Origin of the sequence: Enterobacter cloacae complex sp. IR5384, from assembly GCF_049237265.1 — a bacterium.
In the GTDB taxonomy this organism is placed as follows: Bacteria; Pseudomonadota; Gammaproteobacteria; order Enterobacterales; family Enterobacteriaceae; genus Enterobacter; species Enterobacter cloacae.
On sequence record NZ_JBMKHJ010000039.1, the window covers coordinates 1 to 13957 of the forward strand.

12 protein-coding genes are annotated in these 13957 nt (G+C 54.3%); 6 read left to right on the plus strand and 6 right to left on the minus strand.

What is annotated here, in order from left to right:
* Positions 1-243 precede the first annotated feature (243 nt).
* Complete coding sequence (locus ACOTX3_RS22235) at positions 244-690, minus strand: hypothetical protein (RefSeq protein ID WP_040023081.1); 447 nt, start codon at positions 688-690, stop codon at positions 244-246.
* Between the two features lie 72 nt (positions 691-762).
* Complete coding sequence (locus ACOTX3_RS22240) at positions 763-1821, minus strand: SDR family oxidoreductase (protein WP_045295891.1); 1059 nt, start codon at positions 1819-1821, stop codon at positions 763-765.
* A 97-nt stretch (positions 1822-1918) separates the two neighbouring features.
* Between ACOTX3_RS22240 and ACOTX3_RS22245 the strand changes: the two genes are divergently transcribed.
* From ACOTX3_RS22245 to umuC, 3 genes are all read left to right on the plus strand, one after another.
* Positions 1919-2806 carry a LysR family transcriptional regulator gene (locus ACOTX3_RS22245; RefSeq protein ID WP_045295889.1) on the plus strand — a complete coding sequence of 296 codons (888 nt, stop codon included), beginning with the start codon at positions 1919-1921 and terminating at the stop codon, positions 2804-2806.
* Between the two features lie 149 nt (positions 2807-2955).
* Positions 2956-3390 carry a translesion error-prone DNA polymerase V autoproteolytic subunit gene (gene umuD / locus ACOTX3_RS22250; protein ID WP_029882790.1) on the plus strand — a complete coding sequence of 145 codons (435 nt, stop codon included), beginning with the start codon at positions 2956-2958 and terminating at the stop codon, positions 3388-3390.
* Complete coding sequence (gene umuC, locus ACOTX3_RS22255; RefSeq protein ID WP_023620348.1) at positions 3374-4636, plus strand: translesion error-prone DNA polymerase V subunit UmuC; 1263 nt, start codon at positions 3374-3376, stop codon at positions 4634-4636. Before umuD ends, umuC begins: the two co-directional genes overlap by 17 nt.
* Positions 4637-4762: 126 nt before the next feature.
* Here umuC and ACOTX3_RS22260 read toward each other — a convergent pair whose 3' ends face one another.
* Entirely contained in the window at positions 4763-6208 is a 1446-nt protein-coding gene (locus ACOTX3_RS22260; RefSeq protein WP_127869267.1) for a hypothetical protein, read from the minus strand.
* A gap of 267 nt (positions 6209-6475) precedes the next feature.
* Positions 6476-7339 carry an aldo/keto reductase family oxidoreductase gene (locus ACOTX3_RS22265; RefSeq protein WP_127869268.1) on the minus strand — a complete coding sequence of 288 codons (864 nt, stop codon included), beginning with the start codon at positions 7337-7339 and terminating at the stop codon, positions 6476-6478.
* Positions 7340-7481: 142 nt separating this feature from the next.
* On the opposite strand from ACOTX3_RS22265, the gene tcp reads away from it, so the two are divergent.
* A complete protein-coding gene (gene tcp / locus ACOTX3_RS22270; protein WP_058679534.1) occupies positions 7482-9143 on the plus strand; it encodes a methyl-accepting chemotaxis citrate transducer in 1662 nt (553 codons plus the stop codon).
* 38 nt (positions 9144-9181) lie between these two features.
* Here tcp and smrA read toward each other — a convergent pair whose 3' ends face one another.
* Positions 9182-9745, minus strand: a complete 564-nt coding sequence (gene smrA, locus ACOTX3_RS22275) for a DNA endonuclease SmrA (RefSeq protein WP_013096859.1) — start codon at positions 9743-9745, stop codon at positions 9182-9184.
* A 354-nt stretch (positions 9746-10099) separates the two neighbouring features.
* On the minus strand, positions 10100-11011 hold the full coding sequence (locus ACOTX3_RS22280; RefSeq protein ID WP_020688268.1) for a LysR family transcriptional regulator: 912 nt from the start codon (positions 11009-11011) through the stop codon (positions 10100-10102).
* Between the two features lie 175 nt (positions 11012-11186).
* Here ACOTX3_RS22280 and ACOTX3_RS22285 point away from each other — a divergent pair, with 175 nt between their 5' ends.
* The gene (locus tag ACOTX3_RS22285; RefSeq protein ID WP_058679535.1) at positions 11187-12497 is read left to right on the plus strand and encodes a M20 family metallo-hydrolase; all 1311 of its coding nucleotides are present in this window, start codon (positions 11187-11189) and stop codon (positions 12495-12497) included.
* Complete coding sequence (locus ACOTX3_RS22290) at positions 12497-13942, plus strand: M20 family metallopeptidase (protein WP_058679536.1); 1446 nt, start codon at positions 12497-12499, stop codon at positions 13940-13942. Before ACOTX3_RS22285 ends, ACOTX3_RS22290 begins: the two co-directional genes overlap by 1 nt.
* The last annotated feature ends 15 nt before the right edge of the window (positions 13943-13957 follow it).

Consider the following 13957-nt stretch of genomic DNA (forward strand, 5'->3'; position numbering starts at 1 on the left):
GATGATCTGTTCGTCGGAAAAACGCTTCTTCATGGGGATGTCCTCATGTGGCTTATGAAGACATTACTAACATCGGGGTGTACTAATCAACGGGGAGCAGGTCAAGGAGGCCGAAGGTCTGATCAATGCGCTGGAGGTGCATCGTCGCGATTTGTGACGGGCTGGCGGGTACCGCGTTCAGAGCGTCGATGCGTTAATGGTTAGTGACTGGCTGGATCGTCTCTGAATGCCGCATGGTGGCATTCAGAAATTGAAAATGGAAAGATCTTTAATATCGGCGTGTGGATTGGCGTTTTTTACCGCTATCAAAAAAGCAGAGAAATTATGATTAAACATCGTTACGTTCGGGTAAAACTGCACCTGTTTTTCCCTTCCGTTTTCAACATAGCTTACTGACCAGATCCGACGATTATTGACCATCGTCGATCCCGGCTTAATGTTTACTATCCTGGCCAGTTCAACCTGAGTGGTTCTATCCTTCTGAATTTCATAAAAATATCGCTCATCATAAAAATAAACCTTGCGGGAAAAACAATCAAAAAACCACGGGTTAGTGGATATTTTCTTCTTGCCCTGGGCATCTGAAACGATGCGTTTTGGCTGGCGAAATGACCTCACTCCATTCCTTATCACCAGATATAACCCAATAACCGGCAGAGCCATTAATAAAACGCTGATTGCTTCCCGCATATTCACCAATCCCGTTGATCACAGTCATGAGCGAGTATAACGGGTTCGTTCCTGAGAACAACATCCCCCCTGTCAGGGAATAATGCGTGCCGCCCTGAGCTGTGCGAACAGGCTGAAAAACATCTCGTCGGTGGCCCGCATGGCGGTGAATCCGGCCCGACGCAGCTTGCTGCCATCGCCAAACATATCGTAATCCCAGCTAAACACGAAGTCGGCAAACTGTCCGTCGTTCAGCTGCAAAATATCGCTTTCCACCAGCCCGCGAGCTGCGGCGAGTTCATGCCATACCGTGCGGTAGTCCGTAAACAACTGCTGAAATGAGAGCCGGACCGGGGGTGCAAACTCCAGTCCAAACCAGTGTGCAATGCGTGGCCACAGCTCGCTCCAGCGCCAGATGTCACCGTTATTCACATTGAATGCCTGGTTCTCTGCTACCGGCGACGTGGCGGCCCACACGGTCGCCTCTGCCAGCAATTCACCGTCTGTATGATCAACAATGCTGTGCCAGGTCTGTTCGGCGCCGGGAAAACGCAGCGGTAAATTCAGCGCCTTACACAGCGATGCGTACAGCGCGATGCTCAGGGCAAGATTCATGGCGTTACCCGGCACCGTGCTGCCCACCACGCCCGGCCGGATGGCGCTCCAGTGCCACGCTTTTCCCCGCTGAAAATCGCTAAGCCACCTGAGCTGGGCCGCGTTAAACTCCGCGCCCGGTACGCCGGGATCGCTTTCACGTGCCGGGGTTTTGAACGGACCAAGATGCGCGCCGTAGACTTTGTAGCCCTGCATCAGGCTGACCGTCTCAAGGGGCGCCGTGTTTTCGAGGTTACTGACCAGATGGCGCAGCATGGTGACGTTCGGTTCAACCATCTCTGTCCAGTTCGCGGCATTGACCCAGGCGCTGTAAAACACATGAGTGATCCCGCTGAGCGATGACAGTGCCCGCGCGCTGTCCTGTGCATCCAGTAAATCAACATTAACCATCGCAATGCCTTCAGGGTGAGATACCGCCTGGCGGCTCAGGCCAATAACCTCCCACTGATTACGCAAAAGCGTTTTGACCAGCTGGTTGCCAACAATCCCGCTGGCGCCAGCGACCAGCGCGACCCTGTGTTGCTGCGTCTTATTCATGGTGTTTCTCCGAAAGGGGTGACAGACACAGTGTGATCTATTATTTTTTCCTGATATATCCCCCAAATCCGATGGCATTTATAAGCAGAATCACGAAATGAATAATAAGCTCAACGCTATTTCCACTTTTCTGCGCGTCGCCGAAGCCGGCTCCTTTTCCGCTGCCGCCCGCCTGGCCGGGATCAAGCAGTCCGCCGTCAGCCAGCAGATCGCCGCCCTTGAGGAAGAGCTCGGTGTGGTATTGCTGCATCGTACAACGCGCAGGATGAAGCTCACCGCGCAGGGTGAGCGTTACCGGCGGGATATGCAGCTTGTGCTGGAGGCCATGCAGGAAGCAGAGCGACGCCTGAACCCGGTTGAGCATCAATATCAGGGGGCCGTACATGTGCAGTTGCCGAGCGGCCTGGGCCAGATCGTGTTGCCGCGCCTGCTGACGCTACAGCGCATGAATCCTGAATTACATCTGCAGGTTTCGCTTGATGACCGCATCGCCGATCTGGTCACCGAAGGGGTGGATGTGGCGCTTCGGCTGAGCGCGGAGCCTCCGCAAACCCATGCCGCACGCGTACTGGCACGCATTGAAACGCCGCTCTTTGCCGCCCCGTCATTCCCGCCGGTAGAGTCCGTATACACGCTGGCGGCGCTTCCCCACGTGCGATTCAGCGGCATCCCGCCGGACGCCCCTTTGCGCCTGGTTTCTGATGACGAAACGATTGATATTGCAGTGAATACCGTTTTCCGCGCCAATACCAGCGACGCCCTGTTACAGGCGCTGGAGGCAGGCATGGGTATTGGCGGTATGCAACTACCGCTCGCGGCACGGGCGTTGCAAACCGGCACGCTGGTGCAGGTACTCCCCGCGTGGCGGTTACCCGACCGCTTTCTCTATGCGGTTTATCCGGACGCTCGCTTTATTCCACACAGGGTCAGAAGCGTTGTGGGGGTTATAGAACAGCTACTGCCTGAAATAATTAAGAAAAATTAAACATTCCAGAATGCATACTCGCCAGCGCGCCTTGTTGAACTAAAAATTTTCGACTTTCAACGAGTTCCGGAAAATTCCCCTCCCGTCTCTTGATCGTTCTGGTTAATCATGAATACTGTATATAAACACAGTAATATGAGTTAACCATTATGCAGTTGATCTCTCCTTTGGGGCCTGATGCCACGTTATTGCTTCCGTTGTTTATGGAGCGGGTGCCCTGTGGCTTCCCCAGCCCTGCTCAGGATTATGTCGAGGATAGCCTTGATCTGAACAAGCTGGTGATCAAACACCCCAGCGCGACCTATTTTGTCAGGGTGAGCGGTGATTCGATGATCGGCGCAGGCATCAGCCATGGTGACCTGCTGGTGGTTGACCGTTCGTTAAACGCCGTTCATGGCGATATTGTGATTGCGGCGGTCGCGGGCGAATTTACCGTGAAGGAGCTGCAAACGCATCCGCGTCTTCAGCTCATCCCCCATAATCCTGACTACGCACCGGTCGTTTTTGCCGCAGAAGACGAGCTGGAGATCTTCGGCGTTGTGACGTTTACCCTGAAAGCTAACCGCCATGTTCGCGCTCGTTGACGTAAACAGTTTTTACACCTCCTGCGAGACGGCGTTTCGGCCCGACCTTAAGGGGAAACCCGTGGTGGTCGTTTCAAACAACGACGGCTGTATCATTTCACGTTCAGCAGAAGCAAAAGCATTGGGGATCGGCATGGCCGGTCCCTACTTCAAGCTGAAGGATGAGCTGAGACGCCAGAAGGTACACGTCTTTAGCTCCAATTATGCGCTGTATGCGGATATGAGCCGCCGGGTGATGACCATTCTCGAAGAGATGGCCCCGAGAGTGGAGATCTACTCGATTGATGAAGCCTTTCTGGATCTGACGGGCGTCAGCCAGTGTATGTCTCTGGAGGCGTTCGGTCAGGCTATCCGCCAGCGCCTGTACAAAGAGACCGGCCTGCTGGTCGGGGTCGGTATCGCGCCCACCAAAACCTTAGCCAAGCTGGCTAACCATGCCGCCAAAACCTGGAAGAAAACCAACGGTGTGGTGGATTTATCGAATATCGATCGTCAGCGTAAACTGCTGTCACTGGTACCGGTCAGCGAAGTGTGGGGCGTCGGGCGCAGGATCAGCAAAAAACTGAATCTGATGGGGATTGAGACTGCCCTGCATCTGGCGGAATGTTCAAGCTGGGTGATCCGTAAACACTTTAATGTCGTGCTGGAAAGAACCGCCCGCGAGTTACGCGGTGAACCGTGTCTGGCGCTGGAAGAGTTTTCGCCAACAAAGCAACAAATCATCTGCAGCCGCTCCTTCGGCAGCCGTATCACCCGGTATGACGATATGCACCAGGCGATCTGCGCCTATGCCGAACGCGCCGCCGAGAAGCTGCGCGAAGAGAAACAGTTTTGCTGCTATATCAGCGTCTTTATTCGCACCAGCCCGCATGCAGAGGACGAGGTTTTTTATGGTAACCAGGCCTCCGGCAAGCTGACGATCCCCACCAACGATACGCGGGATATTATCAGGGTAGCTATCGAGTCATTAAACCGAATCTGGAAAGAGGGACATCGCTATATGAAAGCGGGCGTCATGCTCAGTGACTTTTTCAGTCAGGGCGTGGCGCAGCTTAGCCTGTTCGATGAACACCCACCGCGGCCAGACAGTACAGCCCTGATGCAGGTTATCGACCGCCTTAACCGTTCAGGCCGGGGGTCTGTGTGGTTTGCGGGCCAGGGGGCGGTGAAATCCTGGGCGATGAAGCGGGATATGCTGTCGCCCTGCTACACCACGCGCTATTCCGATCTGCCGATCGTTAAATAATCTATTACCGGTAACTAAGATACGCGCGATGGTTCAGTTTGTTGCGTCATTTTTATACGGGCCGATAGTTTTTGTTATTTTCGGCCAAGTTTTGTACACTTATGATAATAATGCCATATGGCATCTCTAAAAATAATTGAATAATGAGCTACACGTGTTTATATGTCCTGTCTTTACACATGGAGGAATAATTGGGCCACTCCACTTAATAGGCCCCCAACCCACTAAAACGCTTCCACGAGAAGTGGAACTATGTTCCGATGTCGCTATAACATCACCACCAGGCTGAACATCACCAATACTAACAGATCCCCATTTGCCATGATCCCAGCCTGTATGCGCATTGATACCCTCTAACGTAGGATGCCTGACTCCTGTACAACCGTGTCGGTTGTTAGGACCAAATGAATAGACTAGACGCTTGTAAACATCTGTCTTTATCGGTTGTGGGGCTACAGATCCACCGTGAAGTTTTGCACCATGGTGCGGAGCAACTATTCCAATAGGCGGAGCCAAACAAAAACGCGTATAGAAATACTTATATTCACAGTCTCCAGTAAGTAACCAACTACGAAAGTTCTGTGGCTGTATTTCATTTTCAACAGTGACCACAATTCCTGTATTATTACGATCGGAGCCAGCACCGATACCAACCTTCATAATTCTTGTTGTGCTTAGTGCAAAGGAATTAACGCTACCTGGAGAAGGAGCGTATATTAAAAAAGCCCCACCATTTGTAATCACATCCCATGCGAAAGCTAACTGTATAGCTCCAACCTTTTGCAATGGTGCAATCCATGTCCTATTCATTGCAGGGTATGTTTTACCCACCATAGTTGCGTAAGTACCAGCCCAGTGATCCGCATCCCAATGAGAAAGAATGATTGCAGGGTTATTAGTAAAACAAAATACCAAATTTTTGGGTGCTGTTTTTTGATTACCATAAACAGCCGCACCGAGATCAAAATACATTTCGGGGATTAAATATTCATTTAATAATGCATTAGCATTACCCTGCCCTACATCGTAGACTGCAAGATATTCTGCATTAACCATCTCAACATACTTTATAATTTCATTTTCATCAATTTTTGGCAGGTTTTTAAGTGAAAATGTTTTCGATAATTCTTTAGCTTTAGTTGAGGATACAAAAGTACCAGTACTGATTACAGGAAGGGGTGCCGAGTAGAGAGATTTATATATTAAAGCATTGCTTTCTCCAATTCCTACGACTTCCTCCAACTGCAATTCAACCCAACGACCTTCCGTTTTTGATAACAGCCTTTTCGGTAGTTTTACACGCTTCCCGCTTTGAATATTTTCTCCAAACCAAGGCCCCGTAGCTGATAAATTAACTTCCAACCTAAATAATGGCGCATCATTTAGCGGATTTATTTTATTGCTAAGCAATTTAGAGAAATTTTTTTTATGATTATCTAACCAATCAGCACCAATCAAATCAATTACCAAAGTAACATAGTCACTTTCATCTTGAAACAATATACTATCAACTCTTCCATATCCTCTTTGTGGAATTTCTATTCTACATTCTCTTTGGAAATGATCATTCATATAAAACCCTAATATGTTGAAAGTAAATTGAATAAACTACATTTTTAGCCAGCCAATTCCAGCATAATCCTTACCATACCATGCGAATCGTGAAGTATCTAAAATTAAAAAATAATTACATCTGGCACGTATCCGTCACCACAACCGCCACTGACTGCAGATAATGGAAACCTTTATTTTTGTCTCCTGACAGCAGAACATGAATCAGCCAAACACACGCAGAGTATAAACAAAGCCCGGCTCCCTCCGGGCTCTGTTTATACGTGGTTACACCAGCGCATTCAGCGTAGCCAGCGCGTCAGGCGGTAACACCAGCTCCCCTGCCGCGATGTTTTGCCGCAGATGCGCCACGGAAGAGGTTCCCGGGATCAGCAGAATGTTCGGAGAACGTTGCAGCAGCCAGGCCAGCGCAACCTGCATCGGTGTCGCCCCCAGGTCGTCCGCCACCGCCTGCAGCCCGGAAGATTGCAGCGGCGTAAAACCGCCCAGCGGGAAGAACGGCACATAAGCAATCGCCTGCTGCGCAAGCGAATCCACCAGCGCATCGTCACTACGGTTCACGATGTTGTACATGTTTTGCACACACACCACGGGCACCATCTTCTGCGCCTCGGCAACCTGCGTGGCGGTGACATTGCTCAGACCAATATGTCGCACCAGCCCTTGCTGCTGTAGCTCTGCCAGGGTGGACAGCGGTTCAGCGATCGAGCCTTCCGCCGGTCCGTGTGCGCTAAACATAATCCGCAGGTTCACCACGTCCAGCACATCCAGCTGCAGATTGCGCAGGTTGTCGTGTACCGCCTGGGTCAGCTCCTGGGCGGAAAAGGCCGGCAGCCAGGCGCCTTTATCATCGCGTCGCGCACCGATTTTGGTGACGAGGGTAAGATCGTCCCGGTACGGATGCAGCGCCTCGCGGATCAGCTGGTTAGTCACATGCGGACCATAAAAATCGCTGGTATCGATATGATTCACGCCCGCCGCCACGGCTTCCCGGAGCACCTCCAGCGCGGCATTTTTGTCCTTCGGTGGCCCAAAAACGCCCGGCCCGGCCAGCTGCATTGCGCCGTAACCCAGCCGTTTAACCGTGCGTGTGCCCAGCGCGTATGTCCCGCTTTTATCGATGCTGCTCATGTTCACCTTCCTCATAAAAAAGATCCGGATTTACAACAGGTTCCCGACCAGAACCCATAGTTAAGCGCGAGTTAAATTAAAGTTTAAATTTTAGACGACGATAGTATTTGTGTACCCCTGCACTTTCTTACGGACGACCGCTATGCTGAAAAATCTGCACGTGATTACCGGTATTATCTTTGCTCTCACCATATTCTGCCTGCTACAAGTTGTCACGGGAGGGTTGTTCTACTCTGCCGTCAGCAACGATCGCCATAACTTCCAGAACTCCGGGGTGCTTAATGCCCAGCAGGAGAGCCTGAGCGACAGCGTTAACACCCTCATCAAAACGCGCGTTACCGTGACGCGCGTGGCCATCCGCTATCTGAAAAATCAGCGCGATCCGGCGTCCCTTGAGGCGATCAACAAACTGCTTGGCACCGCGGGTAACTCTCTGGCTAAAGCAGAAGCCTATAACAAACAGTGGCAGGCCCTGCCGCAGGTTAACGGCCAGAGTGCGGCGCTAACCGACGAGATGCTGAAATCCTGGAACCAGATGCACGAAGTGATGCGTCTGTCGATTGAGTATCTGCGTGCCGACAACTATCAGGCCTATGGCGATCTGGATGCGCAGCAGGCACAGGACGATATGGAAGCGGTCTATAACCGCTGGCGTGCCGAAAACAACACGCTGCTGAAAGCCGCGGCCGAAGAGAACCAGAGCAGCTTTACCCAGATGCAATGGACGCTGGCGGCTATATTCCTGGCCGTTATCGCCGTGCTGGTGGTGATCTGGCAGGGGTTACAGCACCTGCTGTTAAAACCGCTGCAAACCATTATGAACCATATTCGTACCATTGCGGCGGGCGACCTGACGCAGGATATTACCCTCTCTGGCCGCAATGAGATGGGCCAGCTGGCGGCCGGTCTGCATGAGATGCAGCAATCTCTGGTCACCACGGTCAGCGCCGTACGCGGCAGTACCGACTCCATCTACACCGGCGCAGGCGAAATTGCCGCCGGGAGCAACGATCTTTCCGCCCGTACGGAAGAACAGGCCGCCTCGCTGGAAGAGACCGCAGCCAGCATGGAAGAGCTGACCGCCACGGTGAAACAGAACTCCGACAACGCCCGTCAGGCGACCCTGCTGGCGAAAAACGCGTCTGAGACAGCGGCGCGCGGCGGTCATGTGGTGGATAACGTTGTCCGCACGATGACGGAAATTGCCGACAGTTCGCAGCAAATTGCCCACATCACCGGCGTGATTGACAGCATTGCCTTCCAGACCAACATTCTGGCGCTGAATGCCGCGGTAGAAGCCGCACGCGCCGGGGAACAGGGCCGTGGCTTTGCGGTGGTCGCCGGGGAAGTTCGTACCCTGGCGAGCCGCAGCGCGCAGGCGGCAAAAGAGATCAAGGGCCTTATCGAGAACTCTGTCAGCCGCGTGAATACCGGCTCTGAGCAGGTCAGCGAAGCCGGTGCAACGATGAAGGAAATTGTGGCGGCGGTCACCCGCGTGACCGATATCATGGGCGAGATTTCATCTGCGTCCGATGAGCAGAGTCGCGGTATTGAACAGGTGAGCCTGGCCGTTTCGCAGATGGACAGCGTCACCCAGCAAAACGCCGCGCTGGTGCAGCAGTCCGCCACGGCGGCAGCGGCGCTGGAAGATCAGTCCGAACAGCTGCGCCAGGCGGTGGCGGCATTTCGTCTGAACGGTAAACAACAGGCCACCGCGCCCGGTACAACACATGTTAAAACACCACAGCTGTTGCGCCCGGCCACGGCAGGCACCGCCACCGACAGCAACTGGGAAACCTTCTGAGTTCAGCGCGGGCGAGCACCTCGCCCGCGCTAATCCCGTTAACGGCTGCGCTTGGCGTGCCGTTCCCAGTTCTCCTGTTTCGCGTCGTTGGATTTTCGCAGTGAAACATAACAGGCCCCGCTGCCGCCGTGATGCGGCAGCGCCACGCAGAAGGCCTGCACTTCCTCAAACTCTGTTAACCAGCGCGCCAGATAGCTACGTATCACGTTGGGATGAGCATTCTGTTCGCGCCCTTTTCCATGAATGATAATCAGATTGCGTAATCCGTCGCGTCCGGCCTGGCGAATAAAGGCGTACAGCATCTGGCGGCAACGCTCGGCGGGCTGACGTAACAGGTTCAGGCTGGCCTCGCGGGAGTATTTCCCCGAGCGCAGCTTATCCATTACGCCCTGTTGTATCCCTTCACGCTGAAATGCCAGCGGCTCATCCAGGGGCAGAAGTTCCAGAAAGCCCAGGGTGAGGAAGTTATCCAGCTGCTCGGTATCAATCTCCTGGCGCGCCCGCGTGTTGCGGCTCGGCTGCCAGTGAATATCTGCGCAGCGCTTCAGGGGCTGGACATCCTCCATGGCGTCAAGAAACAGTGATTTGTCGTCAGGGTTCATGGAAATCCTCCGGCTACATCTGAGCCTGTACTATACCTTCGCGGGGGGTGTGCCTCAACAGCCGTTCCCCCGGGTAGGGTGGCGCTGAAAGCAAGCTGATGAATATCAATCGACAGCCGGGGAAAAATTAAACATCACTTAACTCAAACTTCAGCGTAAATAAAACACGCAATTTGGCTTAAATATCCATAAAATCAAACACTCAACCGCCTTTCATTTTGAGAGAAAGCTGTTATAACTTAATTAACCTGCCTCATGGATATAACATCCAGGATATGCGAAGGGATGCACTGCTGTGTGTACTGAAGGGTCTGTCTGATGTCGGACAGGCCCTGTTTTTTTATGGATGATGTTTCACGCAGAGACGATTGCCCGCGCCTCTCGTCTGAATTGCGTAATTAACGACTCCGTAAGCGGGGTCTGGCGCGAATCCCGACGCTGAATTAAATAATACGTCGCTTTTGGAAGTGATTCGACAACCGGCAGCATAACCAGACGCCCCGCCAACAGGGGGTCACAACCCAGCTCCTGCGGCAATATGCTTAAAAAATCGCTTTGTGCGACAAGGCTGATACACGACGAAAATGTTTCGCAGACCACGCCAATGCGGGGTATTTGCGAGCGATGGCTAAATACATCCTCTAACTGCTTATAATAACTTCCCCGGGGCGTTGGCATGGTCCAGTTATAATGCAGCAGATCGTTAATGGAGGTTGCTCCCGTCGCCGGATGTCCCTCCCGGCAAAATACGGCAAACGGTTTTTCTAATAGCTTTTCAAACGTAAATTCATGATCGTAAGGTCCCTGATAATAGGTATTGATGGTGAAGTCCAGTTCGCCCTGGCGTAATTCATTGATCATCGATACCAGCTGCCCTTCCATAATTCGCACCTTAACCTGCGGATGCTGCGCATGAAAGCGGGTGATAACCGCAGGCATAAGGCTTCGCGAAATACTCGCTCCCATCCCGATATTGATCTGCCCGGCCAGCTCGCCCTGCCGCTGGCGAATGTCATCCTGCGCCGCGCGCAGCTCTTCCAGAATCAGCCTGGCGCGCTGATAGAAGCCTTCGCCACACTCGGTTAACGCCACGCCTTTGCTTCGGCGCACAAAGAGCTGCGCCGCCATGCCCTCTTCCAGCTCTTTGATCGATTTGGTCAACGCCGGTTGCGAAAGATTCAGCGTCCTGCTGGCGCCGCGAATGCTGCCCTGACGCGCCACTTCAACGAACGCCCGAATTTGATGAAATTTAATCTGAAATGACATAGCCCGACCGATAACCGTTGTTTATCAGAGTAAAGAAACTGTCATCTACTTTAATGGAAAGGGATGTGCGAGGGTAATTCCTGAACGGTTAAAACTGTGAAAAATCGGTTAGTGATAAGTAAAAACTATCACAGCGTGAAGCAGTTCACATATTTTAATGATGACAGGAACAGATATGGACTCACTGGCACAGTACATCCAAACCTTAGCCCCGCAACTGAGCGCATGGCGTCGCGATTTTCACCATTTTGCCGAATCCGGCTGGGTGGAATTTCGGACTGCCGCGAAAGTCGCGGAGATCCTCGATAGCCTGGGTTATGACCTGGCAATGGGCCACGACGTGGTGGATGCCGAAAGCCGTATGGGGTTGCCGGATAACGCTACCCTGACGCGAGAATTTGCCCGCGCCCGTGCGCAGGGCGCGCCCGAAAAATGGCTCGCGCCGTTTGAAGGCGGCTTCACCGGCCTGGTTGCCACGCTTAACACCGGCCGTCCCGGCCCGACGCTGGCGTTTCGCGTGGACATGGACGCTCTCGACCTGAGCGAAGCGCTCGACGACAGCCACCGCCCGTTCCGCGACGGCTTTGCCTCCTGCAATCCGGGCATGATGCACGCCTGCGCGCACGACGGCCATACCACGATTGGCCTTGGGCTGGCGCACGTGCTCATGCACAACAAAGCGCAGCTGAACGGCACCATCAGGCTGATCTTCCAGCCTGCCGAAGAAGGCACTCGCGGCGCACGCGCCATGGTGGCCGCCGGGGCACTGGACGGGGTGGACTATTTCACCGCCATTCACATTGGTACCGGGGTGCCTGCCGGGACGGTGATCTGTGGCAGCGATAATTTTATGGCGACAACCAAGTTTGACGCGACGTTTACCGGCGTTGCCGCACACGCAGGCGGTAAACCGGAAGAAGGCCGTAACGCCCTGCTCGCCGCCGCCCAGGCCGCGCTCGCGCTGCACAGCATTGCGCCACACAGCGAAGGGGCTTCCCGGGTGAATGTGGGAGTGATGCAGGCCGGCAGCGGACGCAACGTGGTACCCGCCCATGCCCTGCTTAAGGTCGAAACCCGCGGCGAGAGCGAGGCGATCAATCAGTATGTGTTCGAACGCGCGCAATCCGTCATTACCGGTGCCGCCGCGCTGTACGGCGTGACGGCTGAGATGCGCCTGATGGGGGCTGCCACCGCCAGCGCTCCGACACCTGCCTGGGTGGATTATCTGCGCCAGCAGGCAAGCCAGGTGCCCGGTGTGGAACAGGCCATTGATAAGGTTAAAGCCCCGGCCGGTTCCGAAGACGCCACGCTGATGATGGCCCAGGTGCAAGAAAACGGCGGCATGGCCTCCTACATGGTGTTTGGCACCGATTTGAGCGCCGGACATCACAATGAAAAATTCGACTTTGATGAGCGCGTCATGACCGTCGCTATCGAAACGCTGGCGCGCACTGCGCTGAATTTCCCCTGGACGCGAGGTGTGTAATGCAGGAGAACTACGCTTTTATTGCCGATGCAATCGACACGCGATGTCAGACGTTCACCGACATTGCCGACGAAATCTGGGATCACCCGGAAACCCGCTTTGAAGAGTTCTGGTCCGCAGAGCGGCTGGCCAGCGCGCTGGAAGCGGAAGGCTTCACCCTGACCCGTGAGGCTGGCGGCATTCCGAATGCCTTTATCGCCAGCTTCGGTAGCGGTAAACCGGTGATTGCCCTGCTCGGCGAATATGACGCGCTGGCCGGATTAAGCCAGCAGGCACACTGCGCGACGGCACACGCCACCACGCCCGGTGCTAACGGCCACGGCTGCGGGCATAACCTGCTCGGCACCGCGGCGTTTGCAGGTGCCGTTGCGGTGAAAAGCTGGCTGGAGCAGCACGGCGGGAGTGGAACCGTGCGTTTTTACGGTTGTCCCGGCGAAGAAGGCGGTTCCGGTAAAACGTTTATGGTCCGTGAGGGCTTGTTTGACGATGTTGACGCCGCTGTCACCTGGCACCCGGAAGCGTTTGCCGGCATGTTTAACGTCAGTACGCTGGCCAATATCCAGGCCGCCTGGCGCTTTAAGGGCGTGGCGGCGCACGCGGCAAACTCGCCGCATCTGGGGCGCAGCGCGCTGGATGCGGTGACGCTGATGACCACCGGCACCAACTTCCTCAACGAACATATCATCGAGAAAGCACGCGTCCATTACGCCATAACCGATACCGGCGGCATCTCCCCCAACGTGGTGCAGGCGCAGGCCGAAGTGCTGTACCTGATCCGCGCCCCGGAGATGGCCGACGCGCAGCAAATCTACGCGCGCATTGAGAAGATCGCGCAGGGTGCGGCGTTGATGACCGAAACCACCGTCGAGTGTCGCTTTGATAAAGCCTGCTCCAGCTACCTGCCAAACCGCACGCTCGAAGCGGCGATGTATCGCGCCCTGCAACATTACGGCACGCCAGCCTGGACGGAGGAAGAACGCGCTTTTGCCCGGGAGATCCGCGCCACCCTGACGGCAAACGATCTGCAAAACAGCCTCAGAAACATTGCTGCAACCGGGGGGAACGAAGGTAAAGCCTTTGCCCGCCGCCACCAGGAGACCCTGCTGGTGGACGAGGTCGCGCCTTACGCTATCACCGATAACGTGCTGGCTGGCTCCACGGACGTGGGTGATGTTAGCTGGAAGATGCCCGTCGCCCAGTGTTTCAGCCCCTGCTTTACCGTCGGCACGCCGCTGCACACCTGGCAACTGGTGGCTCAGGGGCGAACGTCCATTGCCCATAAAGGCATGCTGCTGGCCGGGAAAGTGATGGGCGCCACCGCGCTACATCTACTGCAGGACGCAGACCTGCTGAAAAAATGTCGTGAAGAGTTCGAACAACAAACACAAGAAAAACCGTACGTGTGTCCGATCCCTGCGGGCGTGACACCGTCACCTTTAAAATAAAAAACACAATACAAC

Excerpts from the sequence above, each read along its gene's own strand:
- ACOTX3_RS22260 (WP_127869267.1), bottom strand. The coding sequence starts at position 6,208 with ATGAATGATCATTTCCAAAGAGAATGTAGAATAGAAATTCCACAAAGA.
- tcp (WP_058679534.1), top strand. The coding sequence starts at position 7,482 with ATGCTGAAAAATCTGCACGTGATTACCGGTATTATCTTTGCTCTCACC.
- ACOTX3_RS22240 (WP_045295891.1), bottom strand. The coding sequence starts at position 1,821 with ATGAATAAGACGCAGCAACACAGGGTCGCGCTGGTCGCTGGCGCCAGC.
- ACOTX3_RS22290 (WP_058679536.1), top strand. The coding sequence starts at position 12,497 with ATGCAGGAGAACTACGCTTTTATTGCCGATGCAATCGACACGCGATGT.
- umuD (WP_029882790.1), top strand. The coding sequence starts at position 2,956 with ATGCAGTTGATCTCTCCTTTGGGGCCTGATGCCACGTTATTGCTTCCG.
- ACOTX3_RS22235 (WP_040023081.1), bottom strand. The coding sequence starts at position 690 with ATGCGGGAAGCAATCAGCGTTTTATTAATGGCTCTGCCGGTTATTGGG.
- ACOTX3_RS22285 (WP_058679535.1), top strand. The coding sequence starts at position 11,187 with ATGGACTCACTGGCACAGTACATCCAAACCTTAGCCCCGCAACTGAGC.
- ACOTX3_RS22265 (WP_127869268.1), bottom strand. The coding sequence starts at position 7,339 with ATGAGCAGCATCGATAAAAGCGGGACATACGCGCTGGGCACACGCACG.
- ACOTX3_RS22245 (WP_045295889.1), top strand. The coding sequence starts at position 1,919 with ATGAATAATAAGCTCAACGCTATTTCCACTTTTCTGCGCGTCGCCGAA.
- smrA (WP_013096859.1), bottom strand. The coding sequence starts at position 9,745 with ATGAACCCTGACGACAAATCACTGTTTCTTGACGCCATGGAGGATGTC.
- ACOTX3_RS22280 (WP_020688268.1), bottom strand. The coding sequence starts at position 11,011 with ATGTCATTTCAGATTAAATTTCATCAAATTCGGGCGTTCGTTGAAGTG.
- umuC (WP_023620348.1), top strand. The coding sequence starts at position 3,374 with ATGTTCGCGCTCGTTGACGTAAACAGTTTTTACACCTCCTGCGAGACG.